Raw genomic sequence first — 22,574 nt, 5'->3', positions numbered from 1 at the left:
GGTGCGGGATGCTTCCACCCCGATCCTCGGACCGTCCGCACCTCGGGCCCCGGCCCCTGACGGGATCCTGACGGCCCGTCCACTCCCGTTGACGCCTCGTTGACGCCCCGCCGGGCGGAGGCTCAGCGGGTGCGGCCGTCGCGGACCACGATCTCGCGGTCGGCGTAGGCGGCCACCCGGGAGTCGTGGGTGACCAGGAGGACGGCGGCGCCGGTCTCCTTGGCGGTGGAGCGGATCAGCTGGAGGACGCGCTCGCCGCTGAGCGAGTCCAGGGCGCCGGTCGGCTCGTCGGCGAAGAGCACCCGCGGGCCGGTCACCAGGGCCCGTGCGGTGGCCACCCGGTGGGCCTGCCCGCCGGAGAGCTCGCCGGGGCGCTGCGCAGCGGTGCCCTCGGCGCCGACCCGCTCCAGCCACTCCCGGGCCTTCGCCTCGGCGGGGCGGCGCCGCAGGCCGGACAGCCGCAGCGGCAGCGCCACGTTCTCCAGGCAGGTCAACTCGGGCACCAGCTGGCCGAATTGGAAGAGGAAGCCGAAGTCGGTGCGGCGCAGTGCGCTGCGCTCGCCGTCGGAGAGCAGGTCCAGGCGCCGGCCGTCGTACTCCACCGCGCCCGCGTCCGGCCGGACGATCCCGGCCAGGCAGTGCAGCAGGGTGGACTTGCCGGAGCCGGACGGCCCCATCACCGCGACCAGCTCGCCGGGGGCCAGCCGCACCGAGGCCTCGTGCAGCGCGGTGGTCGGCCCGTAGTGCTTGGCCAGCGCGGTGGCGCTCAGCAGGGCGGGCGTCACCGCGGCCTCCGGCGAGGCCTCGGCCGGGGCGGTCACCGCAGCACCTGCCCGCTCAGCTCGTCCAACCGGGCCGCGGTCAGCTCCAGCCAGCGCAGGTCCGCGTCCAGGTGGAACAGCGCGTGGTCGCAGATCAGCTGGTCCGCCAGGTCCCCGCTCTCCTTGCGCCGGGTGAGCGCCCGCATCTGCCGTAGGTGCTCGGTCCGCTGGGTGTCCAGCACCTCCACCGCCGGACGGCCCGTCAGCAGCGCCAGCACCACCTTGGCGTACAGCGTGTTCTGCAGGTACGGCTCCGGGTTCTCCGCCCGCCCCAGCCACTGCGCGACGTCGGTGACCCCGGCCTCGGTGATCGCGTACCGCTTGCGCTCCGGCCCGTCCCCCGGCTCCACGCCCTCGACCTCGACCAGACCGCCCTTCAGCAGCCGCGACAGCGTCGAGTACACCTGCCCGTAGTGCAGCGACCTGGTCCGCCCGAACTGCTCGTCGTAGGCCCGCTTGAGGTCGTACCCGTGGCGGGGCTGCGACTCCAGGAGCCCGAGGAGGATCTGACCGAGTGACATGGTTCGCACTGTACACACGGTGTATAGGCGCGCGGGCCCCGCGTCCCGTGGTGGGGAGGCGGGGCCCGTGGCGGGTCAGGTGTTCTTGGCGGTGGTGAAGCGGTTGGTGACGTCGGTCCAGTTGACGACGTCCCAGAGGCGGGTGACGTAGTCGGGGCGGACGTTGCGGTACTGGAGGTAGTAGGCGTGTTCCCAGGCGTCGAAGGCGAGGAGGGGGGTGGTGCCCTGGCCGACGTTGCCGTGGTGGTCGTAGACCTGTTCGACGATGAGGCGCTGTCCGAGGGGTTCCCAGGAGAGGATGCCCCAGCCGGAGCCCTGGACGCCGGTGGTGGCGGCGGTGAGCTGCTTCTTGAAGGCGGTGAAGGAGCCGAAGTGTTCGCCGATGGCGTCGGCGAGGTCGCCTTCGGGTTCGCCGCCGCCTTCGGGGGAGAGGTTCTCCCAGAAGAGGGAGTGCAGGACGTGGCCGGAGAGGTGGAAGCCAAGGGTCTTCTGGAGGCCGACGAGGCCGCCGTAGTTCTCCTTCTCGCGGGCTTCGGCGAGCTGCTCGAGGGTGGTGTTGGCGCCGGCGACGTAGGCGGCGTGGTGCTTGGAGTGGTGCAGCTCGAGGATCTCGGCGGACATCGCCTTCTCCAGAGCCGAGTAGTCGTACGGAAGATCGGGGAGCGTGTAGGTGCCCATCGGGCCCACCACCTTTTCGGAGCGCTGATCTGTCGTCTACGACCCCAACATCCTTGTGCCGCAAGGGGCAAGGAACGGCGGGCCGGTTCCGACCAAGGTCCGATCCAGCCTAGGTCCGTGGACCTAGCGCCCTTGTTGCACAATCAATGCAAGTACATGAACGAGGGAACAAGGCGGAACCATGTCGGATTCACCCGTGGTGCTGGGCATCGAGTCGTCCTGCGACGAGACCGGCGCCGGACTGGTCCGGGACGGGGTGCTGCTCGGCCAGGCCGTGGCGTCCAGCATGGACGAGCACGCGCGCTTCGGCGGTGTCGTGCCGGAGATCGCCGCACGGGCGCACGTGCACGCCGTCGCCCCCGTGGTCCGCGAGGCGCTGGACCGGGCCGGGCTGACCCTGGCCGACGTCGGCGCGGTGGCCGTCACCACCGGGCCCGGCCTGTCGGGGGCGCTCCAGGTCGGGGTGGCCGCCGCCAAGTCCTACGCCTTCTCCCTCGGCGTCCCGCTCTACGGGGTGCACCACCTGGCCGGCCACGTGGCCGCCGCCACCCTGGACGGCGGACCGCTGCCGGACCCGTGCGTCGTGCTGATCGTCTCCGGCGGCCACACCTCGCTGCTGCTGGTGCGCGACCTGGCCCGGGACCCGATCGTCCACCTCGGGGACACCCTGGACGACGCGGCCGGCGAGTGCTTCGACAAGGTGGCCCGGATCCTCGGCCTGCCCTACCCCGGCGGCCCCGCCATCGACCGGGCGGCCCGCGAGGGCGACCGGAAGGCGGTGCGTTTCCCGCGTCCGCTGACGGGTGCTCAGGACGCTCCCTACGCCTTCTCGTTCTCCGGCCTGAAGACCGCCGCCGCCCGCTGGGTGGAGGCCCAGGAGCGCCCGCACGTGCCGGACGCCGCCGCCGCCCTCCAGGAGGCGGTGGCCGACGTGCTCACCCGCAAGGCCGTCCGGGCCTGCACCGACCACGGGATCACCACCCTGGTGGTGGTCGGCGGGGTGGCCGCCAACTCCCGGGTGCGCGAACTGGCCGAGCGCCGCTGCGCCTCGGCCGGCATCACCCTGCGCGTCCCGCCGCTGGGCCTGTGCACCGACAACGGCGCGATGATCGCCGCCATCGGCGACCTGCTGGTCCGCGCCGGCGCCGAACCCGCCCCGGCCGACGTCTCGGTCGACCCCTCCGCCCCGCTGGAGCACGCCGCGCTGGTCCCGCTCGCCCACCGGCGGCGGGCAGCCGCCTGACGGTACCGTCGGCCCCGGACGTACGACGGAGGAGGGGCATGACCACCACGGTGCTGGACGCCAGGGCGCTCAACCGGGCCACGCTGGCGCGCCAACTGCTGCTGGAGCGGGCCGGACTGACGGTGCCGCAGGTGCTGGAGCGGCTGGCCGGGCTCCAGGCCCAGACCCCGCAGACCTGGTACGTCGGGCTGTGGAGCCGGATGGACCGCGACCCCGCGGCGGAGGCCTCGGCACTGCTGGCGGACGGTGCGGCGGTGCGGATCGCGGTGATGCGCGGGACGATCCACCTGCTCACCACCGAGGACGCGCGCTGGCTGCGGCCGCTGGTCGACCCGGTGATCGAGCGCGGCACGCTGTCCGCCTTCCGCCGCAAGCTGGCCGGGCTGGACCTGGCCGAGGTGACGGCGGCCGGGCGGGCGGCGTTCGCCGAAGGGCCGCTCACCTTCGCCGAGTTGGGGAAGCTGCTGGCCGAACGCTGGCCCGGGCACGACGGCGCGGCGATGGCACAGGCGGTGCGGGCGGCGGTGCCGCTGGCGCAGGTGCCGCCGCGCGGTCTCTGGGGCCGCAGCGGGCCGGTGGCCCACCTGCCGCTGGAGCAGTGGACCGGGCAGGGCCTGCGGGCCGCTCCGGTGGACGAGCTGGTGCGGCGCTACCTGGCGGCCTTCGGGCCGGCCACCGTCAAGGACGTGCAGCAGTGGTCGGGCCTGACCAGGCTGGCCGAGGTGCTGGACCGGCTCCGCCCGGAGCTGGTGACCTTCCGGGACGGGGAGGGCCGCGAACTGTTCGACCTCCCGCAGGCACCCCGCCCGGACGGGGACGTCCCGGCGCCGGTCCGCTACCTCTACGACTTCGACAACCTGCTGCTCTCGCACGCCGACCGGAGCAGGGTGCTGACGGTGGACTTCGCCGACCAGGGCTTCGCCGGGGTGAACGAGATGCCCCGGTCCGTGCTGGTGGACGGCTGGGTGGCGGCCACCTGGCGGATCGAGACCGGCAAGCGGGAGGCGGTGGTGACGGTGCGTCCGTTCCACCGCCTGACGGCCGCGCAGCGGCACGACCTGGTGGAGGAGGGCACCGCGTTGGCCCGCTTCCTGGCCCCGGAGGCGGCGCGGCACGAGGTCCGGATCACCGCTCCCACGACCACCTGACACTGTCCCGGCCGGACCATGGCGACCTTCACCGCCCGTCCACATACTCGGTCGTGCGCCGAACCCTCGACGACGCGGCGCCACGGGCACGTTGACCGGAAGAGGTGATGGTCGGTGCGCAGGGTGAGTGCGACGGAGGGCTTCCTCGGTGCCGAGCCGTGGCGGGCGAACGGCCACTGGGACGTGGTGGTGGTCGGGCTCCCGTACAGCGGGAGCAGCGCGGCCGGTCGGGCCGACCTCGGCCCCGGGATGCTGCGCAGCGTCTCCCGGGCCGTCAGCCCGGGGCCGCTCCGCGGGCCCGTCCCGGGCTGGTGGGACCGGGCGGAGCAGGAGCTGCTCTGCGCCGGGCTGACCTTCGCCGACGCCGGCGACCTGCGGATGGACCCGCTCAACGCCGGACAGGACCTCGACCTGGTGCCGGAGGTGCTGGAGCGGCTGCGGGCCACCTGCCGGCTGCTGGTGGTGCTGGGCGGCGACGACTCGCTCGGCTACTGGGTGCACGAGGGCTTCGCCGGCGTGCTGGCGCACCTGGACGCGGAGCAGGACGACCAGGAGCCGCGCTGCCCCTCCGGGCCGACCAGGAGCGACTTCGTCCGCCACCTGGAGCGGCTGGAGGAGCTGCGGATCGTCCAGTACGGGCAGCGCGGCCTGGTGCAGGGGCGCCCCGAGGGGCCCGGTGACCGCCGGGACCTGGCCCGGGACGTGGCCGAGCTCAAGTCGCTGGTCGCGGGCTCCGGCGCGGCCGCCTGCGCGGTCCTGCTGGACGTGTCCGTGCTCGACCCCGGGGTGGTCCGCAGCGTCGCCGCGCCGCTGCCCGACGGGCTGACCACCGATCAACTCGGCGGCACCCTGCGGGCGGTGGGCTCGGCGGGCGTACCGGTGCGGCAACTCACGGTGACCGAGTTCGCCCCCGAGGGGGCGGAGGGCGCGGCCGGGCGGCTGGACGCGATGCGGCTGGTGCAGCTGGTCGTCCGGGCCTGTCACGACTGGCTGACCTGAGGCGGTGCGCCGCGGTCCGTCACCGAACTGACCGCTCCGCTGGTCCGCCCCGACGGCTACGCCGCCTGGAGCTCGGCCTCACCGGCCCCGCTCACCACCGCGCTGACCCGCTGGTTCGGCGTGCCGTCCGGCAGCTGACGGCGGTTCAGAGCAGCGAGAGCGCCTGGTCGGCGGCGGCCCGGATCCGGACCCGGTCCGGGGCGGCCCGGGCGATCACCCGGATCCCCTGGAGCAGCACCAGCAGGAAGCGGGCCAGTGCGTAGGGGTCCTTGGACCCGTCCAGCTCCCCCTGGGCGTGGGCCCGGACCAGCGCGGAGGTGAGGGCGGTCTCCAGGACCGTCCAGCTCCGTTCGACCTGGGCGGCCACCACCGGGTCGCGGGAGGAGAGCTCGATGGCCGCGTTGACCACCAGGCAGCCGCGCGGCTCGGAGTCGTGCAGGGCCTCGTGCACCCAGCTCTCCACCAGCGCCCGGACGGCCGGGAGGGCCGGGCCCGGCTGCGACAGGGCCGCGACGAACCCGGTCTCCCGGCTCTCCAGGTAGCGCTTGAGGGCGCTGAGGTAGAGGTCGTGCTTGCTGCCGAAGGTCCCGTAGATGCTGGCCCGGGCGATGCCCAGGTGCTCGACCAGGTCGGCCATCGAGGTGGCCTCGTAGCCGCGCTCCCAGAACAGGTCCATCGCCTGCACCAGCACGCTGTCCGGATCGAACTCCTTGGTCCTCGCCATGGCTCCGACCGTAAGTCATTCGAGACCGTTCGGTCCAGTAGTGGACCGGGGGCCAGGGCGCCGGGTCCGAGGGGTCGATGAACTGGTTCACGTGATCCCTTGAGCCTCTCGGAGGGGCGATCATTGCTCTATCTGGACCAAGCGTTCTTGAACTGCTACGGTTCAGGAACAGCAGAGATCTGGCAAACTGGTCTCTATCTGGAACGATTGGTCTGGAAAAGCTGGAGGGGTGTCATGGCTGCGGATCCGGCCCTCGGGCCGCCGGCCTTACGGCAGCGGGCCGCGTTCGCACTGCTGGGGACGGTGCAGGTGGTGCTGATCGCCACGATCACCGTGATCACGGTCGCGCTACCCGCGATCCAGGCCGAACTCGGGCTCACCGAAACGGACTTGGTGCTCGCCATCTCGGCGTACAGCCTCTCCTTCGGCGGGCTGCTGCTGCTCGGCGGACGGCTGGCCGACCTGCTCGGCCACCGCCGGGTCTTCACCGCCGGAGTGCTGGTCTTCGGACTCGCCTCGGCCCTCGCCGCCGCCGCGCCGAACCTGGCGCTGCTGGTGGCGGCCCGCTTCGGCCAGGGCGTCGGTGCGGCCGCCGCGGCCCCGGCCGCGATGGCCCTGCTCGGCTCGGTCTTCCCGGCCGCCGAGCGGCGCGGACGGGCCCTCGCGGTCTGGGGCGTGCTGGCCTCGATCGGGGCCGGTACGGGGAACATCGTCTCCGGCGTGGTGCTGCACTGGGTCTCCTGGCGGTGGACCTTCGTGGCCCCCGCGGCGGTGGCCGCCGTGGTGGTGCTCGCCGCCCCCAGGGTGCTGCCGTCCGGGCCCGGGCTCCGGCGGGAGAAGCTCGACCTGCCCGGCGCGGTGCTGGCCACCGCCGGCCTGGCCGCCCTGATCTTCGGCCTGACCGAAGTCCACAGCCTGTGGATCGCGGTGGGGACCGTCCTGCTTGCGGCCTTCGGGCTCACCCAGCTCCGCGGCTCCAGCCCGCTGGTGCCGCCCTCCTTCCTGGCCTCGCCCCGCCGGGTGGCCGCCCTGACGGCGATCGCGCTGACCGCCGCCTGCATGGCCACCTACTTCTTCGTGCTCGCGCTCTACTTCCAGCAGGTGCGCGGCTACTCGACCCTGGCCACCTCGGCGGCCTTCGTCCCGCCGGCCCTCGCGGTGGTGTCGGCCGGTGCGCTGGCCGGCCGGGCCCTGGCCCGGTACGCCCCCGCCGCCGTCACCTCCGCCGGGCTCGGGCTCTCCGCCCTGGGGCTCGCGGTGCTCAGCGGGATCTCCGCCGACAGCGCGTACGTCGGCCCGCTGCTGATCGGGGTGGTCCTCTTCCCGGTCGGGGCCGGCTTCACCTTCTCGGGTGCCACGGTCTGGGCGGTCAGCGACGCCCCGGCCCACCAAGCCGGCCTGGCCGGAGGGGTGATGAACACCGCGATGGAGATCGGCCCCCCGATCGGCCTCGCCGTCCTGATCCCCCTCGCCACCGCCCACGCCGGCACCACTCCCACCCCGGCCGCCGTCTCCTCCGGCTACGCCTTCGCCTTCCTCCTCGCCGCAGCCACCCTCACGGTGGCGGCCGCCCTGACGCTGTTGCTGCGCACCAGAGCAACTCGCTAGAGCGGCGCACCTGGCTACGCCACCAGGGGCGCGAGGAACTGCGCGAAGCGGAAGGCGGCCCAGAGCCAGATCGGGGCACGTCAGCCAGTTGCACGCGCTGCCGTTCCCCAGCGCGCAGTTCCTCGCGCCCCCGGCCTCACCACCTACGTCCCTCACGCCCCTCGGGGCCAACCCATCTGCGAAACCTAGGAGTTCTCATGTCCGCCCGCTTCACCGACAAGGTCGTCCTGGTCACCGGTGCCGCCGGAGTCGTCGGCCGCACCACCGCCCTCGCCTTCGCCAGGGAGGGCGCCACCGTGGTGGTGGCCGACCGCAACGAGGACGGCGTCGACGAGACCGTGAAGCTGATCGAGGAGGAGGGCGGGAAGGCCGGCGGCGTGCTGGTCGACGTCGCCGACTCCGCCTCGCTGGCCAACGCGGTGCGGCACGCCGTCGAGACCCACGGCGGCCTGCACGTGGCCTTCAACAACGCCGGCATCCTCCGCGGCGGCACCCCCGTCGCCGAGCACGACGAGCAGGCCTGGCACGACTCCATCGCGGTCAACCTGACCGGCGTGTTCTTCGCCCTCAAGCACCAGATCGCCCACATGAGCGCCCACGGCGGCGGCACCATCGTCAACACCGCCTCCAACCTCGGCGCCCACTGGCGGCTGGCCAACATGGCGGCGTACTCGACCTCCAAGGCCGGCGTCTCCTACCTGACCAAGACCGCCGCGCTGGAGGCGATCCCGCATGGCGTCCGGATCAACTCGATCAGCCCCGGCCCGATCGACACCCCGATGTCCTACCTGCCGGGCGAGACCCGTGAGCAGCGCGACGCCCGCCTCGGCCCGACCGTCCCGCTGGGCCGGGTTGCCGACCCGGCGGAGATCGCCAAGGCGGTGCTCTGGCTGGCCTCCGAGGAGTCCAGCTTCGTGGTCGGCCACGACCACGTGATCGACGGCGGCGCCACCGCCTGACGCCGCGTCACACCGCTGAGCGGGCCCGGACCACCACCCCCGTGGGCGGCCCGGACCCGCCTTGCCGCCACCCCTGCGCCCTGTCCCGTTCTCAGCCCCGCTCGGCCGCGGAGCGCTCCACCTCGGCGATCACCTGTCCGGCCATCCGCTCCGCGAAGCGGTTTCCGACCACGCAGCCCACCACGATCGCCGCCACCAGCATCACGGTGCCCAGCCACACCATGGTCTCCACCGGCAGCACGTACGCGCAGACCGCCTTGACCACGCACTCCGCGACCAGCACCGACCCCCAGGCCAGCGAGAAGTTCCGCTCGTTCCGGCGGAACTCCGCCGAGCCGGCCATCAGCCGCCCCCAGGCCGCCTCCCGCCCGGCCCGCCCCTTCACCACGAAGGGCTTCATCCCCGCCGTCATCAGTGGCCGCCCGAGCAGCGCGGTGACGATCATCGAGCCGCCGATCACGCTGCTCAACAGCGCGTCCTTGACCAGCATCAACCGGGCGTCCCCCGCCACCAGCGACAGTCCGATCCCGGCCACGTTGACCACCAGCATCACCGCCGCGAGCGCGTTCACCCGCCGCTCCCGCAGCAGCCCCGCCACCGTCCGCACCACCGGCACCGCACTCGCCACCGTCAGCGAGGCCACCAACCCCATCCCCAGCACCGAGTGCGCCAGGTAGTACGCCCCCAACGGCACCGCCACGTCCACCGCCAGCGGCTTCAACCCCGCCCACGCGTCCCCGCCCCGCCCCTGCTCCGCCCGCTGGACCGCCGTGCCCTCGATGACCGCCATGACCGCTCCCCGTTGTCCGTCCCCGCCGTTCTCCGACCCCTCAAGACTCCCGCCGACCAGGCTCCCTGATGCAGTGCCACCCGTTGCCGAAACCGCATGACGGTTGTCACGCCCCGGCCGCGCTCCGGTGGCGGGACCACCACCGGGCGGTGAGGGTGGGGCGCGGGGGTCGGCGATGGAGAAGGAGACGTGCGGATGGTCGAGGTGACGGGACCGTATGCGGTCGGGACGCCCTGTTGGGTGGACCTGACCTCGAAGGACCAGCAGGCGGCGCTGGACTTCTACCGGGACCTGCTCGGGTGGCAGGGGCAGGTCGGGCCGCCGGAGTTCGGCGGGTACGCGGTCTGTGACCTGAACGGCCGTCCGGTGGCCGGGGTGATGGGGCCGGTGCCGACGGAACCGGGTCAGCCGGCGGTGCCGCCGAACTGGACCACGTACCTGGCGACCGACGACGCGGACGCCACGCTGACCGCGATCGGCGACAACGGCGGGACGGTGCTGTTCCCGGTGATGGACGTCGGCACCATCGGCCGGATGCTGGTGGCCGCCGACCCGACCGGCGCGGTGTTCGGGGTCTGGCAGCCGCTGGAGTTCCCGGGTGCGGGGGTCTGGGGCGAGGCGGGGGCGGTGGTCTGGAACGAGCTGCGCACGCCCGCGCCGGACGCGGCCGGCGTGTTCTACAACGCGGTCTTCGGGGTGCAGATCGCGCCGATGGAGCAGATGCCCGAGTACCTGTCCTTCAACGTGAACGGCAAGAGCAGCGGCGGCGTCACCACCCTGGAGGGCGACCCGCCCGGCACCCCGCCGCACTGGCGCACCTACTTCGGAGTGGACGACACCGACTCCACCGTGGACGCCCTGGTCAAGGCCGGCGGCACCGTGCTGGAGCCGCCCACCGACTACCCGTGGGGGCGCAACGCCCTGGTCCAGGACCGGGACGGCGCGGTGTTCGCCCTGCTGAAGCCCAATCCGATGTGACGGACCGCCAGGCGGCCGGAGCCGCCCGTTCGCGACGCGCCAGAAACGCCGCGAATGGGCGGTTCTCCGTGCCGTTCGGGCCAGACTGAAGGCCATGCTGGGGCTTCCGGACCACATCCACGCGTTCCTGTTCGACCTCGACGGCGTGTTGACGCAGACGGCCAAGGTGCACGCGGCCGCCTGGAAGGACATGTTCGACGCCTTCCTGCGCGAGGAGGCCGACCGCACCGGCGGAGCCTTCGTGCCCTTCGACCCGGTCGCCGACTACGACACCTACGTGGACGGCCGCCCCAGACTCGACGGCACCCGCACCTTCCTGGCCGCCCGCGGCATCACCCTTCCCGAGGGCGCCCCGGACGACCCGCCCGGCACCCGCAGCGTGGCCGGGCTCGGCAACGCCAAGAACGAGACCGTGCTGCGGCTGATCGAGGAGCAGGGCGTGCAGCCCTACCCGGGGTCGGTGGAGTACCTGCACCGGCTGGCCGCGCTCGGCCTGCCCCGGGCCGTGGTCTCCTCCAGCGCCAACTGCCGGGACGTGCTGCGCGCGGCCGGCATCGACGGGCTCTTCGACGTGGTGGTGGACGGCCTGGTGGCGCAGCGGGACCACCTGCCCGGCAAGCCGGCCCCGGACACCTACCTGGCCGCCGCGAAGGCGCTGGGCACCGAGCCGGCCCGGGCCGCCGTCTTCGAGGACGCGCTGGCCGGGGTCGCGGCCGGCCGGGCCGGAGGTTTCGGCACCGTGGTCGGGGTGAACCGCACGGGGCAGGCCGAGGCGCTGCGCGAGCACGGCGCCGACCTGGTGGTGGACGACCTGGCCGAGCTGATCCCGACGCAGGAGGACCGCGGATGACCGCGCACGGCAGCTTCACCGTCGACCCCTGGGGCGTGCTGGAGACCGGCCTCGACCTGGCCGCGATGGCCCGCTCCGAGTCGGTCTTCGCGCTCTCCAACGGCCACATCGGCCTGCGGGCCAACCTCGACGAGGGCGAGCCGCACGGCCTGCCGGGCACGTACCTGAACGGGGTCTTCGAGCTGCGCCCGCTGCCGTACGCGGAGGGCGGCTACGGCTACCCCGAGTCCGGTCAGAGCGTCATCAACGTCACCAACGGGAAGATCATCCGACTGCTGGTGGACGACGAGCCCTTCGATCTGCGCTACGGCGAACTCCGCAGCCACCAGCGGCGGTTGGACTTCCGGGACGGCCTGCTGCGGCGCGAGGCGGAGTGGACCTCCCCGGCCGGACGGACCGTCAAGGTGGTCTCCACCCGGCTGGTCTCGCTCACCCAGCGGGCCGTCGCCTCGGTGGACTACCGGGTGACGGCGGTGGACGGTCCGGTCCGGATCGTGCTGCAGTCCGAGCTGGTGGCCAACGAGCAGCTGCCCGGCGGCCAGGAGGCCGACCCGAGGGCCGCCGCCGTGCTGGAGGCCCCGCTGCTGGCCGAGGCCTCCTCGGCCGCCGGCACCAAGGCGGTGCTGGTGCACCGCACCCGGCACAGCGGCCAGCGGGTGGCGGTCGGCATGGACCACGTGATCGAGGGCCCGGAGGGCTTCAACGTCACCGGGGAGAGCGACGAGGACCAGGCCCGGATCAGCGTCACCACCGTGCTCAAGCCCGGCGAGGAGCTGCGGCTCACCAAGTTCACCGCCTACGGCTGGTCGGCGACCCGTTCGCTGCCCGCCGTCCGGGACCAGGTGGAGGCCGCGCTGACCGCCGCGCGGTACACCGGCTGGAACGGGCTGGTGGCCGAACAGCGGGACTACCTGCGGGAGTTCTGGGAGACCAGCGACGTCCAGATCGAGGGCGACGTCGAGCTCCAGCAGGCCGTCCGGTTCGCCCTCTTCCACGTCCTCCAGGCCGGCGCCCGGAGCGAGGAACGGGCCATCCCCGCCAAGGGGTTGACCGGCCCGGGCTACGACGGGCACAGCTTCTGGGACACCGAGACCTTCGTGCTCCCGGTGCTCACCTACTGCCTGCCCGAGGCGGTCAAGCAGGCCCTGCGCTGGCGGCACACCACCCTGCCGCTGGCCCGCGACCGGGCGGCCCAACTCGGCCTGGCCGGAGCGGTGTTCCCCTGGCGGACGATCCGCGGCGAGGAGTGCTCCGGCTACTGGCCGGCCGGCACCGCCGCCTTCCACATCGGCGCCGACATCGCCGTCGCGGTGGCCCGCTACGTGCGGGCCACCGGGGACGTGGAGTTCGAACGCACCCACGGGCTGGAGCTGTTGGTGGAGACGGCCCGGATGTGGCGCTCGCTCGGGCACCACGACGCGGCCGGCCGGTTCCGGATCGAGGGCGTCACCGGGCCCGACGAGTACAGCGCGGTGGCCGACAACAACGTCTTCACCAACCTGATGGCGCAGACCAACCTGCGCGCCGCCGCCGAGGCCGCCGCCCGTCACCAGGTGGAGGCCGCCGCCCTGGGCGTCGGCACCGAGGAGACCGCCGCCTGGCGGGACGCCGCCCGGGCCATGTACGTCCCCTACGACGAGAAGCTCGGCGTGCACCCGCAGGCCGACGGCTTCACCGACCACCAGTTCTGGGACTTCGACGCCACCCCGCCGGAGAAGTACCCGCTGCTGCTGCACTACCCGTACTTCGACCTGTACCGCAAGCAGGTGGTCAAGCAGGCCGACCTGGTGCTGGCCATGCAGGTGCGCGGCGACGCCTTCACCGACGAGCAGAAGGCCCGCAACTTCGCCTACTACGAGCGCCTGACCGTCCGGGACTCCTCGCTCTCCGCCTGCACCCAGGCGGTCATCGCGGCCGAGGTGGGCCAGCTCGACCTGGCCTACGACTACACCGCCGAGGCCGCCCTGATGGACCTCCACGACCTCGGCGGCAACACCAAGGACGGCCTGCACATGGCCTCGCTGGCCGGCGCCTGCCTGGCCCTGGTGGCCGGCTTCGGCGGCCTGCGCGACCACGCCGAGCACCTCTCCTTCCGCCCCCGGCTGCCCGCCGGCCTGCGCCGGCTGGCCTTCGCCCTGGTGGTCCGGGGCAACCTGCTGCACGTCGAGATCACCCACACCCGCACCACCTACACCCTGCGCCGGGGCAACCCGATGACCGTCCTGCACGAGGGCGAACCCCTGCGCGTCGAAGCCGGCCGCCCCGCCTCCCGCCCGATGGCCGCCCCCGCCCCGGTGGAGCGCTGCGCCCAGCCCCCCGGCCGCGAACCCGCCCGCCGCCAGCAGACCTCCGGCCCGGCCGTCGGCAGCGGCGTCGAGCCCTCCACCCACCTCGCGGCCGAGTAGCCGCACGACCCTGACGTACCGTCCGACGAGAGCGGGAGGCCCTGTGGGCAGCAGCGTGGCCGAGCAGATGGTGGAGGTGCTCCGGGAGGCCGGGGTGGAGCGGGTCTACGGGGTGGTGGGCGACAGCCTCAACCCGGTGGTGGACGCGATCCGGCGGACGGAGGGCATCGAGTGGGTGCACGTCCGCAACGAGGAGGCCGGGGCCTTCGCGGCCGCCGGGGAGGCCGAACTGACGGGGCGTCTGGCGGTCTGCGCGGGCTCCTGCGGGCCCGGCAACACCCACCTCATCCAGGGCCTCTACGACGCCCAGCGCAGCGGGCTGCCGGTGCTGGCGCTGGCCTCGCACATCCCGTCCTCGCAGATCGGCACCGGCTTCTTCCAGGAGACCCACCCGGAGCGGGTGTTCACCGACTGCAGCAGCTGGTGCGAGACCGTCTCCACCCCGGCCCAGCTGCCCCGGCTGCTCCGGATCGGCATCCAGCACGCCCTCGGCTCGCCCGGCGTCGCGGTGCTGGTCTTCCCCGGCGACGTGGCCGCCCTCCCCGCCGCCCACCCGACCGGCACCGGCCACTACCTGACCGAACGGGCGGTGGCGGCCCCGCCCTGGTCCCAGGTGCAGGAGCTGGCACGGAGGCTGAACGCGGCCGAGAAGGTCGCGGTGTTCGCCGGCGCGGGGGTGCGGGACGCGCACGCCGAGGTGATGGAGCTGGCCGGCACGGTGCTGGCCCCGGTCGGGCACTCGCTGCGCGGCAAGGAGTGGATCCAGTACGACAACCCGTACGACGTCGGCATGAGCGGCCTGCTCGGCTACGGCGCCTGCCACCAGGCCCTGCACGAGGCCGACCTGGTGCTGCTGCTCGGCACCGACTTCCCCTACGACTCCTTCCTGCCGGGGCGTAACACCATCCAGGTCGACCACGACGCGACCCGGCTCGGGCGCCGCACACCGCTGGAGCTGGCGGTGCACGGCGACGTGGCGGCCACCCTGCGGGCGGTGCTGCCGCTGCTGGAGCAGAAGACCGACCGGGCCTTCCTGGACGACCTGCTCGACCGGCACTGCAAGGCACTGGAGGAGGTGGTCGGCGCCTACACGAAGAAGATCGAGAAGCACGTGCCGATCCACCCGGAGTACGTCGCCTCGGTGCTGGACGAACTCGCCGACGAGGACGCCGTGTTCACCGTCGACACCGGCATGAACAACGTCTGGGCGGCCCGGTACCTGAGCCCGAACGGACGGCGCCGGGTGATCGGGTCCTTCCTGCACGGCTCGATGGCCAACGCCCTGCCGCACGCGATCGGGGCCCAACTGGCCGCCCCGGGGCGGCAGGTGGTCTCGATGTCGGGGGACGGCGGGATCGGCATGCTGCTCGGCGAGCTGCTGACGCTGGCGAAGTACCGGCTGCCGGTGAAGACGGTGGTGTTCAACAACGGGGCGCTCGGCATGATCAAGCTGGAGATGCTGGTCAGCGGCTACCCCGAGACCGAGACCGACAACGGCGACGTGGACTACGCGGCGCTCGCCCGCGCGGTCGGCCTCCAGGCGATGCGGGTCACCGACCCGGCGAAGGTCCGCGAGGTCCTCGCCGAAGCCCTCTCCCGCCCCGGCCCCGTCCTGGTCGACGTCGTCACCGACCCCAACGCCCTCTCCATCCCGCCCCACATCACCGCCGCCCAACTCAAGGGCTTCGCCCTGGCCGCCGGCAGGACCGTCCTCTCCGGAGGCGTCGGCCGCATGATCGACCTCGCGAGGAGCAACCTCCGCAACATCCCGAGGCCATGAGGTACGTGGCTACGCCGCTGGGGGCGCGAGGAACTGCGCGAGTACGGAAGGCGGCCCAGCGTGAGGTCGGGGCACGTCAGTCAGTTGCACGTGGTGCCGTTCCCCTGCGCGCCCCGCGGCGGAGCCGCAGATCAGCAGAGCCTCGCGCCCCTGGCGGGTTTGCCTCACAGGCAAAAAGCTTGCCCGGAGGGCAGGGAAGCGGTGGACTGGGTCCATGAACGCGGACCAGTTCGAGGTGGACGGCCTCGGGGCCCGGCTGCGGGAGCACCGCTCCGCCGCACGCCTCACCCTGGAGGCCGCCGCCGCCCGGGTCGGGCTCTCGCCAGCGTACCTGTCGAGGCTGGAGACCGGGCAGCGGCAGCCCTCCCTCCCGGCGCTGCTCGGGCTGGCCCGGGAGTACGGGACCACCGTGTCGGGCCTGCTCGGCGAGCAGCAGGGCGAGCCGGAGCCGGTGATCCGGGGCGGAGTGATCGAGCCGGGGCGGACGGGCGGCTGGGGGTACCGGCGGGCGGGTGCGCCCGGAAGGGCGATGCAGGCGCTGCACGTCCAGGTGCCGCCGGACGTCCAGGACGCCGTCGTGAGGGTCCACCCGGGGGAGGAGTGGCTCTGGGTGGTGAAGGGACGGCTCCGGCTGACCCTGGCCGACCAGGACCACCTGCTGGAGCCGGGCGACTCCGCGCACTTCGACTCGCTCACCCCGCACTGCATCGCCGCCGACTCCCCGGCCGGCGTCGAACTCCTCTTCCTGCACACCCTGTTGCAGAGTCCGGGCAGCAGCCTCTGCCTGCCCGCTCCCCACTGAAAGGGGCACCACCATGGCCAAGTCCAGCCTCGTCCCCGGCCGCCGCTTCGACCGCCGCGTGCTCTGGCGGGTGTTCATCTACATGGTCGCCACGCACGCCTTCCTGGGCTTCCTCGCGCTGCTCTTCGAGATCGGCTCGCGCAACAACTGACGCCCCCTCACAGCCGCGCCAGCGTGCACAGCGCGTCCAGCGCCCCCGGGAAGGTGTGCTCCGGCGGGGTCGCGTACCCGATCACCAACCCCGACCTCGTCCCGGCCGGCGCAGGCCCGGCCGACGGCGTCCGGCACCCGCTCAACGTGTTCAACGACAGCCCCGACCACCCGGCGTGGCGCAGCAGTTCGGCGTCGCTCAACGAACCGGCCGGAAGCCGCAGCACCGCGTGCAGCCCGGCCGCGATCCCGGTCACCTCCACCTCGGGGGCCCGCTCCGCCAGGGCGGCCACCAGCCGGTCGCGCCGCCGCCGGTAGTGCAGGCGGCAGCGCCGGACGTGCCGGTCGAAGCCGCCGGAGACGATCAGCTCGGCCAGTGTCAGCTGGTCCGTCACCCCCGACTGACCGTCCGCCAACTCCTTCTGCCGGACCACCGGTTCGACCAGTTCGGCCGGCAGCGCCAGCCACCCCAGCCGCAGGCCGGGGGCCAGGCTCTTGCTGGCGGTGCCCGCGTACACCACCCGCTCGGGGTCCAGTGCCTGGAGGGCCCCGACCGGTTGGCGGTCGTAGCGGAACTCCCCGTCGTAGTCGTCCTCGATCACGAAGCCGCCGCTCTCCCGGGCCCAGGCCACCGCGGCCGCCCGCCGGGCGGGACGCAGCGGCACGCCGGTCGGGTACTGGTGGGCGGCGGTGAGCACCACCGCGCCCGTCCCGGCCCCGGCGGTCAGCCCGCCGAGCAGGTCGGTGCGGGCGCCGCCGGCGTCCAGCGGGACGGAGACGGTCCGCAGACCGGTGGCGGTGATCACCTCCTGCTGCGGCGGCAGCCCGTACTCCTCCACCGCCACCGACCGCGCGCCGCGCTCGCCGAGCGCGCGGCAGAGCAGGCCGAGGCCCTGCTGGTAGCCGGCGCAGACCAGGATGCGCTCGGGGTCGGTGCGCACGCCCCGGGCGCGGGCCAGGTAGTCGGCCAGGGCTCGGCGCAGTTCGATCCGGCCGCGCGGGTCGGTGTAGCCGAAGGCCTCGTGCGGGGCGGTGGCCAGCGCGCGGCGGCCGGCCGCCAGCCAGGCGGAGCGGGGGAAGAGGCTGAGGTCGGGGCGGCCGGGCATCAGGTCGTAGCGGGCCGCCGGGACGCGCGGCGGGGTGCTGGGCGGGGCCACCGCCGGGGCGCCGCCCCGGTCGGCGACCACGGTGCCGGAGCCCTGACGGGCGGTCAGCCAGCCCTCGGCGGTGAGCTGGGCGTAGGCCTCGGCCACGGTGTTGCGGGCGATGCCGAGGTCGGTGGCCAGGGCCCGGGAGGAGGGCAGCCGGGTGCCGGCGGGCAGGCGGCCGCTCCGGGAGGCCTCCCGGACCGCCTCCTCCAGGGCGGCCCGCAGGCCGAGGCCCCGGGCCCGGCCCGCCGTCAGGTCGAGGTGCAGGTCTCCGCCGAAAGTGGCCCACGATTCCATGGCGTCAATGAACCACGGGAGCGGGCCGCCGCGCACCTACGGTCGAGGCATGAGCAACGGAGAGAACGACTACGTGACCGCCCCCGAGCAGCGCTTCTCGATGCCGGAGCTGGCACCGGACTGGTACCGGGCGATGATCGGGATGGACCGGGAGTCGCGGACCCTGGTGGACCCGGCGCTGGCCGAGCTGGTCCGCACCCGGGCCTCGCAGATCAACGGCTGCGCCTACTGCGTGGACATGCACGCCACCGACGCCCGGCACGGCGGCGAGCAGGAGCACCGGCTGTACGCGCTGCCGGTCTGGCAGGAGACGCCCTACTTCACCGCGGCCGAGCGGGCCGCGCTGGCGCTGACCGAGGCGGTCACCCGGATCGCCGACGGGCCGGTGCCGGACGAGGTGTACCAGGAGGCGGAGAAGCACTTCGAGCCGGCCGCGCTGGCCCAGCTGGTGACCGTGATCATCGCGATCAACGCCTGGAACCGGATCGGCGTCACCGCGCGGATGAGCCCCGCGCCGAAGCGGAGCTGAGGTCTCCGGAAAGAATCTTCCGAGCGGCCGTCACATCCGGGCCGCGGGCCGTGTCGGTGGGGTGAGAGCGGCCGGAGCGGCGAGCAACCGCCCCGGCTCCCCATCCCGAACGAGGAGCCCACCGATGAACGTCACCACCACCGTCGTCACCGTGATCGCCGCCCTGATGTCGGGCTTCTCGGCCTACGCGCTGCTGTCGCGCCAGGTCTGGGTGGTCCAGCCGCTGGAGCAGTACGGCGTGCCGAAGGGCTGGTGGAACCTGCTGGGCGCGGCCAAGGCGGCCGGCGCGCTCGGCCTGCTGGTCGGCCTGGCGGTGGAGCCGCTCGGCCTGGCCGCCGGGATCGGCCTGGTGGCCTACTACGGCGGCGCGGTGGTCACCGTGCTGCGGGCCCGGGCCTGGGGGCACGTCCCGTTCCCGATGGTCTACGCCGCCCCGGTGGTGGCCGCTCTGGTGCTCGCCGCCTGACCCGGCCGGCCGGGTCCGGCGAGTCGGGTCCGACGAGCCGGGGTCGGGTACCGGAAACCGCCGGTCGGCCCCGCACGGAGCTGAGATGGTGAAGGACATGACGACGACTCAGAACGACCAGCGGGCCAAGGCCGAACTCCTGCACGCCCTGCACACCCCGGGCGATCCCCTGGTACTGGCCAACGTGTGGGACGCCGCGACCGCCCGCCTGGTGGAGGCGGCCGGCGCTCCCGCCGTGGCCACCGCGAGCGCCAGCGTCTCCTGGACCAGGGGCGTGCCGGACGGCGGCGGCCTCGACCTGGCCGGGGCACTGGCCCAGACCGCCCTGGTGGTCCGGGCGGTGGAGGTACCGGTGACGGCCGACCTGGAGGACGGGCTGGCGCCCGACGCCGCCGGGGTCGGCCGGGCCGTCACCGAACTGCTCGCGCTCGGCGCCGTCGGCGTGAACCTGGAGGACGGCCTGCGCCCGGTCGCCGAGGCGGCCGAGCGGATCGCGGCGGCCCGGGCGGCGGCCGAGGCGGCGGGCGTGCGGCTGTACGTCAACGCCCGCACCGACGTCTTCGTCCAGGGCGACCGGGACGTCACCGAGACGGTGGAGCGGGCCCGGGCCTACCTGGCGGCGGGGGCCAGCGGGATCTTCGTGCCCGGCGCGGGCGACCCGGCGGTGATCGCCGAGCTGCTGGCCGCGCTCCCCGGGGTGCCGCTGAACGTGATGGCGGGCCCCGGAGCCCCCGCGGTGGCCGAGCTGGCGAAGCTCGGCGTGGCCCGGATCAGCCTGGGCCCCGGCCTGGCCAAGGCCGCCTACGCCGCCGCCCGCCGTGCCGCCGAGGAGCTGTACGCCCACGGGACCTACCAGGCCCTCGAAGGCGGCCTGGAGTACGGCGAGTTGAACGCCCTGTTCGACTGAGACCGCCCGATCGGGGTGGTGGCTACGCCTTCGGGGGCGCGAGGCTCCGCTGATCCGCGGCTCCGCCGCGTGGGCGCGGGTACGGAAGGCGGCCTGGTAAGTGGTCATGCCGGGGCCTCCGGCCCCGGCGGGGCGCTGCCGGTTGCCTACTTCGGCACGGCCGTGCCCGCGCTGCAGAGCGGGGCGGCGGCGGAGGCGTTCTTGCCGAGCAGCGGGATGCCGCCGATCTGCTGGACGCAGGTCTCGGACGCCGAGGTGGAGGCCGAGGCCGACTTGCCGGAGTCGAGCTTCCCGCCCATGTTGCTGCCGCGTGGGCGGCAGGGGCGGCGAGGGAGAGACCGGCCATGGTGAGGGCGGCGAGCGCCGTGATCTTACGCATGGCCGGTCCAACGACCGGGCCGCCCCGGCGGTCACCGGTGCGGGCCCGGATCAGCCCTGACGGACCAACAGGGTCTTCACGCTGTTGCTGACGAACGAGGCGATCGGCTCCGGCGCCGGACCGTCCGCGAGCCGCAGCCCGGGGAAGCGGGTGAAGAGCAGCCGCAGCGCGGTCTCCGCCTCCAGCCGGGCGAGGCCCGCGCCCAGGCAGAAGTGCGGGCCGTGGCCGAGCGAGAGGTGCTTGGCGGGGCCCGGCCCAGGTCGAAGCGGTCCGCGTCCGGGAAGTGCCCGGAGTCCCGGCCCGCCGCCGCGTACGAGGCCAGCAGCGCCTCGCCCTGACGGATGGTCACCTCGCCGACCTGGATGTCCTCCGCGGCGTAGCGCAGCGGGAACTGGCCGACCGGGGAGTCGTAGCGCAGGGTCTCCTCGACCACCGCGGCCCAGCTGTACGTGCCGTCCAGCACCGCGGCCAGCTGGTCCGGGTGGGCCAGCAGGGCACGGACCGCGTTGGTGATCAGGTTGAGCGTGGTCTCGTGTCCGGCCACCAGCATCAGCAGCAGGGTGCCGACCAGCTCCATCTCGGTCAGCCGGTCGTCGGCCTCCCGGGCGGCGATCAGGTCGGTGGTCAGGTCGTCGCCCGGCTCCGCCCGCTTGGCCGCCGCCAGCCCGCCGAGCAGGGCGAACAGGCCCCTGCTGCGCGGCCACCGCGGCCCCCGGCGTGGCGGAGCTGCTGACCAGGGTGTTGGAGAGCTCGTGCAGCTCGTCCTGCTGCTTCGGCGGCAGGCCCAGCAGCTCGCCGATCACCTGCATCGGCAGCGGGTAGGCGAAGTGCTCGCGCAGGTCGAAGTCGCCCCTCCAGCAGGGCGACCCCGTCCAGCAGGGCGGTGGCCCGGGCCTCGATGGCCGGGGCCAGCTCGGCTGTCCGGCGCGGGGTGAAGGCCTGGGTGACCAGTCCGCGCAGCCGCCGGTGGTCCGCACCGTCGGCGGTCACCATGCCGGGCACGGTGACGAAGTTCATCAGCGGCCAGCCCTCGGGCAGCCGGCCCTCCGGAAGGTGGTCCACAGCTGCGGGTTCTTGCCCACCCGGGGGTCGTTCAGCAGCGCCTGGAGGGTGTCGTGGTGGGTTACCGCCCAGACCACCACCCCGCCAGGGAGTTCCACCAGGACCGCAGGCCCGGCCGCCCGGAGCCCGGCGTTCTCGGTGTGCTGGTCGGCTCCGAAGGGGTCGAGGCGGACGGGCTGGGGGACGAGGGCGGAGTCCATGCGGGCCTTTCGACGGGGGGAGTGCGCGGGGGAGTGAAGGCGCTGTAGAGCACCGGCAGGGCGACCAGGGCGCGCGACCAGGGGGACGGCCGCCAGGCCAGCTCGTGGGCGGGGACGGCCAGTTGGAGGTCGGGCAGCCGGTGGAGCAGGGTCTCCACGGCGGTCTCCACGATCATCCGGGCCGGGTGCTGGGCCGGGCAGACGTGCCGGCCGGCGCCCCAGGCCAGGTGCGCCCGGTTGCCGCCGAGCCCCTCGCCGGAGGGCTGCTGCACCGCCGGGTCGGCGTTGGCGGCGGCCAGGCCGAGCACCAGCATGTCGCCCGCCGAGATGTACTGGCCGCCCAGTACGGTGTCCGAAGTCGCCCACCGGCCAGGGAAGTTCTGGGTCGGAGGGTCGCGCCAGAGCACCTCCTCCAGGGCGTCCGAGACGGTGAGGCGGCCACCGGTCAGGGTGGCCCGGAACCGGCGATCGGTGAGCAGCAGGCGCAGCGTGTTGCCGGTCCAGTTGATGGTGGTCTCGTTGCCCGCCACCATCAGCACCACCAGGTGGTGCACCGCCTCCTCGTCGGAATGGATGAGCCCGGCGTGCGCAGCAGCCAGGAGGTCAGGTCTGGCGGCCCGAGCGGGGCCTGGCGCCGGCTGCGGACAGCGTCCAGGCAGATCGCCTGGAACTCGGCGTGGCCCGCACGCGACTGTCGCTGACTGTCATCGAAGTGGGCCTGATCAGCTCGACGATGTGCGGCCCGGCTCGGCGGCAGGCCGATCAGCATGGGTGAAGACCTATCACAATGCGGCAGCCGGCGCGCGTTACTGGGCGATCAGTCGGCGGTGCTCGTCCGTGGCACCACAGCCGTCGATCAGGTGTCGGCGGCCGCCTCGGTCGCCTGCGCGACAGCTGCTCGGTGGTCGACCTGGGCCAGTGGTCGTCGACACACGCCGCGCGCAGCCGCGGCGTGCTCGGCACCGTCCAGGTGAGCAGCGTCGGACGCCAGGAGGTCTATCGCAGGCAGCCGGGGAGTTCGGCGCGCAGCCGCCCCTCGGCCGGCACCCGCCAGCAGGCGCGACGTCCTGGAGAGAAACACAGCTGCTCGTTGCGCGGTCAGTTCGAGAGGCAGCCGTGGGATAGCCGAG

At 73.8% G+C, this 22,574-nt stretch carries 25 protein-coding genes and 1 pseudogene; 16 read left to right on the top strand and 10 right to left on the bottom strand.

Features of this window, described 5'->3' with window-relative positions:
* Positions 1-122: 122 nt before the first annotated feature.
* The 3 genes from ABD946_RS04715 to ABD946_RS04705 all read right to left on the bottom strand — a co-directional run bounded on the left by ABD946_RS04715 (position 123) and on the right by ABD946_RS04705 (position 2,020).
* Positions 123-785 (bottom strand): ABC transporter ATP-binding protein, encoded by a 663-nt coding sequence (locus ABD946_RS04715; protein ID WP_345280371.1) that lies wholly within the window; start codon positions 783-785, stop codon positions 123-125.
* A gap of 32 nt (positions 786-817) precedes the next feature.
* Positions 818-1,342 (bottom strand): PadR family transcriptional regulator, encoded by a 525-nt coding sequence (locus ABD946_RS04710; RefSeq protein ID WP_345280363.1) that lies wholly within the window; start codon positions 1,340-1,342, stop codon positions 818-820.
* 75 nt (positions 1,343-1,417) lie between these two features.
* On the bottom strand, positions 1,418-2,020 hold the full coding sequence (locus ABD946_RS04705) for a superoxide dismutase (RefSeq protein WP_345280361.1): 603 nt from the start codon (positions 2,018-2,020) through the stop codon (positions 1,418-1,420).
* A 181-nt stretch (positions 2,021-2,201) separates the two neighbouring features.
* Here ABD946_RS04705 and tsaD point away from each other — a divergent pair, with 181 nt between their 5' ends.
* The 4 genes and pseudogenes from tsaD to ABD946_RS04685 all read left to right on the top strand — a co-directional run.
* On the top strand, positions 2,202-3,263 hold the full coding sequence (gene tsaD / locus ABD946_RS04700; protein WP_345280359.1) for a tRNA (adenosine(37)-N6)-threonylcarbamoyltransferase complex transferase subunit TsaD: 1,062 nt from the start codon (positions 2,202-2,204) through the stop codon (positions 3,261-3,263).
* A gap of 38 nt (positions 3,264-3,301) precedes the next feature.
* On the top strand, positions 3,302-4,411 hold the full coding sequence (locus ABD946_RS04695; protein WP_345280357.1) for a winged helix DNA-binding domain-containing protein: 1,110 nt from the start codon (positions 3,302-3,304) through the stop codon (positions 4,409-4,411).
* Between the two features lie 114 nt (positions 4,412-4,525).
* Entirely contained in the window at positions 4,526-5,410 is an 885-nt protein-coding gene (locus ABD946_RS04690; protein WP_345280355.1) for an arginase family protein, read from the top strand.
* A 24-nt stretch (positions 5,411-5,434) separates the two neighbouring features.
* Positions 5,435-5,548: pseudogene (locus ABD946_RS04685) on the top strand (aromatic-ring hydroxylase C-terminal domain-containing protein); the annotation flags it as partial.
* A gap of 7 nt (positions 5,549-5,555) precedes the next feature.
* On the opposite strand, the gene ABD946_RS04680 reads toward ABD946_RS04685, so the two are convergent.
* Entirely contained in the window at positions 5,556-6,134 is a 579-nt protein-coding gene (locus ABD946_RS04680) for a TetR/AcrR family transcriptional regulator (protein WP_345280353.1), read from the bottom strand.
* A 234-nt stretch (positions 6,135-6,368) separates the two neighbouring features.
* Between ABD946_RS04680 and ABD946_RS04675 the strand changes: the two genes are divergently transcribed.
* Together ABD946_RS04675 and ABD946_RS04670 are read left to right on the top strand one after the other, a co-directional pair.
* The gene (locus ABD946_RS04675) at positions 6,369-7,742 is read left to right on the top strand and encodes an MFS transporter (RefSeq protein ID WP_345280351.1); all 1,374 of its coding nucleotides are present in this window, start codon (positions 6,369-6,371) and stop codon (positions 7,740-7,742) included.
* Between the two features lie 197 nt (positions 7,743-7,939).
* A complete protein-coding gene (locus ABD946_RS04670; RefSeq protein ID WP_345280349.1) occupies positions 7,940-8,701 on the top strand; it encodes an SDR family NAD(P)-dependent oxidoreductase in 762 nt (253 codons plus the stop codon).
* Between the two features lie 91 nt (positions 8,702-8,792).
* On the opposite strand, the gene ABD946_RS04665 is transcribed toward ABD946_RS04670, so the two are convergent.
* Positions 8,793-9,491, bottom strand: coding sequence for a VC0807 family protein (locus tag ABD946_RS04665; protein WP_345280346.1), 699 nt, complete (start codon positions 9,489-9,491; stop codon positions 8,793-8,795).
* A gap of 195 nt (positions 9,492-9,686) precedes the next feature.
* Between ABD946_RS04665 and ABD946_RS04660 the strand changes: the two genes are divergently transcribed.
* The 6 genes from ABD946_RS04660 to ABD946_RS04635 all read left to right on the top strand — a co-directional run bounded on the left by ABD946_RS04660 (position 9,687) and on the right by ABD946_RS04635 (position 16,457).
* Positions 9,687-10,469 (top strand): VOC family protein, encoded by a 783-nt coding sequence (locus ABD946_RS04660; protein WP_345280344.1) that lies wholly within the window; start codon positions 9,687-9,689, stop codon positions 10,467-10,469.
* 94 nt (positions 10,470-10,563) lie between these two features.
* Positions 10,564-11,319 carry an HAD family hydrolase gene (locus tag ABD946_RS04655; protein ID WP_345280342.1) on the top strand — a complete coding sequence of 252 codons (756 nt, stop codon included), beginning with the start codon at positions 10,564-10,566 and terminating at the stop codon, positions 11,317-11,319.
* Entirely contained in the window at positions 11,316-13,724 is a 2,409-nt protein-coding gene (locus ABD946_RS04650; protein WP_345280340.1) for a glycoside hydrolase family 65 protein, read from the top strand. The genes ABD946_RS04655 and ABD946_RS04650 overlap by 4 nt, the downstream gene beginning before the upstream one ends.
* A gap of 43 nt (positions 13,725-13,767) precedes the next feature.
* Positions 13,768-15,504, top strand: a complete 1,737-nt coding sequence (locus ABD946_RS04645) for a pyruvate dehydrogenase (protein ID WP_345280338.1) — start codon at positions 13,768-13,770, stop codon at positions 15,502-15,504.
* 214 nt (positions 15,505-15,718) lie between these two features.
* The gene (locus ABD946_RS04640; protein ID WP_345280336.1) at positions 15,719-16,306 is read left to right on the top strand and encodes a helix-turn-helix domain-containing protein; all 588 of its coding nucleotides are present in this window, start codon (positions 15,719-15,721) and stop codon (positions 16,304-16,306) included.
* A gap of 13 nt (positions 16,307-16,319) precedes the next feature.
* Positions 16,320-16,457 carry a DUF6126 family protein gene (locus ABD946_RS04635; protein WP_345280334.1) on the top strand — a complete coding sequence of 46 codons (138 nt, stop codon included), beginning with the start codon at positions 16,320-16,322 and terminating at the stop codon, positions 16,455-16,457.
* Positions 16,458-16,464: 7 nt separating this feature from the next.
* Here ABD946_RS04635 and pdxR read toward each other — a convergent pair whose 3' ends face one another.
* The gene (pdxR, locus tag ABD946_RS04630) at positions 16,465-17,901 is read right to left on the bottom strand and encodes a MocR-like pyridoxine biosynthesis transcription factor PdxR (protein ID WP_345280332.1); all 1,437 of its coding nucleotides are present in this window, start codon (positions 17,899-17,901) and stop codon (positions 16,465-16,467) included.
* Positions 17,902-17,950: 49 nt separating this feature from the next.
* On the opposite strand from pdxR, the gene ABD946_RS04625 reads away from it, so the two are divergent.
* The 3 genes from ABD946_RS04625 to ABD946_RS04615 all read left to right on the top strand — a co-directional run bounded on the left by ABD946_RS04625 (position 17,951) and on the right by ABD946_RS04615 (position 19,803).
* The gene (locus ABD946_RS04625; protein ID WP_345280331.1) at positions 17,951-18,430 is read left to right on the top strand and encodes a carboxymuconolactone decarboxylase family protein; all 480 of its coding nucleotides are present in this window, start codon (positions 17,951-17,953) and stop codon (positions 18,428-18,430) included.
* A 124-nt stretch (positions 18,431-18,554) separates the two neighbouring features.
* Entirely contained in the window at positions 18,555-18,896 is a 342-nt protein-coding gene (locus tag ABD946_RS04620; protein WP_345280329.1) for a DoxX family protein, read from the top strand.
* 97 nt (positions 18,897-18,993) lie between these two features.
* Positions 18,994-19,803, top strand: coding sequence for an isocitrate lyase/PEP mutase family protein (locus ABD946_RS04615; RefSeq protein ID WP_345280327.1), 810 nt, complete (start codon positions 18,994-18,996; stop codon positions 19,801-19,803).
* A 146-nt stretch (positions 19,804-19,949) separates the two neighbouring features.
* On the opposite strand, the gene ABD946_RS04610 is transcribed toward ABD946_RS04615, so the two are convergent.
* From ABD946_RS04610 to ABD946_RS04595, 4 genes are all read right to left on the bottom strand, one after another.
* Positions 19,950-20,102: a hypothetical protein gene (locus ABD946_RS04610; protein WP_345280325.1), complete on the bottom strand. Its 153-nt coding sequence runs from the start codon at positions 20,100-20,102 to the stop codon at positions 19,950-19,952.
* Between the two features lie 156 nt (positions 20,103-20,258).
* A complete protein-coding gene (locus ABD946_RS04605; RefSeq protein ID WP_345280323.1) occupies positions 20,259-20,759 on the bottom strand; it encodes a cytochrome P450 in 501 nt (166 codons plus the stop codon).
* Positions 20,760-20,806: 47 nt separating this feature from the next.
* Positions 20,807-21,244 (bottom strand): hypothetical protein, encoded by a 438-nt coding sequence (locus ABD946_RS04600; protein WP_345280322.1) that lies wholly within the window; start codon positions 21,242-21,244, stop codon positions 20,807-20,809.
* A 61-nt stretch (positions 21,245-21,305) separates the two neighbouring features.
* Positions 21,306-21,998, bottom strand: coding sequence for a cytochrome P450 family protein (locus ABD946_RS04595; protein WP_345280320.1), 693 nt, complete (start codon positions 21,996-21,998; stop codon positions 21,306-21,308).
* 347 nt (positions 21,999-22,345) lie between these two features.
* Here ABD946_RS04595 and ABD946_RS04590 point away from each other — a divergent pair.
* Positions 22,346-22,574 (top strand): hypothetical protein (locus ABD946_RS04590; RefSeq protein ID WP_345280318.1); only part of this gene is annotated, 229 nt, incomplete at its 3' end.

This window comes from Kitasatospora albolonga (assembly GCF_039535905.1).
Classification (GTDB): domain Bacteria; phylum Actinomycetota; class Actinomycetes; order Streptomycetales; family Streptomycetaceae; genus Kitasatospora; species Kitasatospora albolonga.
This window is presented reverse-complemented; position numbering and strand designations above follow the sequence as displayed.

Bases quoted from the DNA above. Each gene is read 5' to 3' on its own strand.
- ABD946_RS04660 (WP_345280344.1), top strand. From the start codon at position 9,687: ATGGTCGAGGTGACGGGACCGTATGCGGTCGGGACGCCCTGTTGGGTG.
- tsaD (WP_345280359.1), top strand. From the start codon at position 2,202: ATGTCGGATTCACCCGTGGTGCTGGGCATCGAGTCGTCCTGCGACGAG.
- ABD946_RS04610 (WP_345280325.1), bottom strand. From the start codon at position 20,102: ATGGGCGGGAAGCTCGACTCCGGCAAGTCGGCCTCGGCCTCCACCTCG.
- ABD946_RS04680 (WP_345280353.1), bottom strand. From the start codon at position 6,134: ATGGCGAGGACCAAGGAGTTCGATCCGGACAGCGTGCTGGTGCAGGCG.
- ABD946_RS04635 (WP_345280334.1), top strand. From the start codon at position 16,320: ATGGCCAAGTCCAGCCTCGTCCCCGGCCGCCGCTTCGACCGCCGCGTG.
- ABD946_RS04615 (WP_345280327.1), top strand. From the start codon at position 18,994: ATGACGACGACTCAGAACGACCAGCGGGCCAAGGCCGAACTCCTGCAC.
- ABD946_RS04665 (WP_345280346.1), bottom strand. From the start codon at position 9,491: ATGGCGGTCATCGAGGGCACGGCGGTCCAGCGGGCGGAGCAGGGGCGG.
- ABD946_RS04605 (WP_345280323.1), bottom strand. From the start codon at position 20,759: ATGGAGCTGGTCGGCACCCTGCTGCTGATGCTGGTGGCCGGACACGAG.
- ABD946_RS04705 (WP_345280361.1), bottom strand. From the start codon at position 2,020: ATGGGCACCTACACGCTCCCCGATCTTCCGTACGACTACTCGGCTCTG.
- ABD946_RS04670 (WP_345280349.1), top strand. From the start codon at position 7,940: ATGTCCGCCCGCTTCACCGACAAGGTCGTCCTGGTCACCGGTGCCGCC.
- ABD946_RS04650 (WP_345280340.1), top strand. From the start codon at position 11,316: ATGACCGCGCACGGCAGCTTCACCGTCGACCCCTGGGGCGTGCTGGAG.
- ABD946_RS04695 (WP_345280357.1), top strand. From the start codon at position 3,302: ATGACCACCACGGTGCTGGACGCCAGGGCGCTCAACCGGGCCACGCTG.
- pdxR (WP_345280332.1), bottom strand. From the start codon at position 17,901: ATGGAATCGTGGGCCACTTTCGGCGGAGACCTGCACCTCGACCTGACG.
- ABD946_RS04675 (WP_345280351.1), top strand. From the start codon at position 6,369: ATGGCTGCGGATCCGGCCCTCGGGCCGCCGGCCTTACGGCAGCGGGCC.
- ABD946_RS04625 (WP_345280331.1), top strand. From the start codon at position 17,951: ATGAGCAACGGAGAGAACGACTACGTGACCGCCCCCGAGCAGCGCTTC.
- ABD946_RS04710 (WP_345280363.1), bottom strand. From the start codon at position 1,342: ATGTCACTCGGTCAGATCCTCCTCGGGCTCCTGGAGTCGCAGCCCCGC.
- ABD946_RS04620 (WP_345280329.1), top strand. From the start codon at position 18,555: ATGAACGTCACCACCACCGTCGTCACCGTGATCGCCGCCCTGATGTCG.
- ABD946_RS04640 (WP_345280336.1), top strand. From the start codon at position 15,719: ATGAACGCGGACCAGTTCGAGGTGGACGGCCTCGGGGCCCGGCTGCGG.
- ABD946_RS04655 (WP_345280342.1), top strand. From the start codon at position 10,564: ATGCTGGGGCTTCCGGACCACATCCACGCGTTCCTGTTCGACCTCGAC.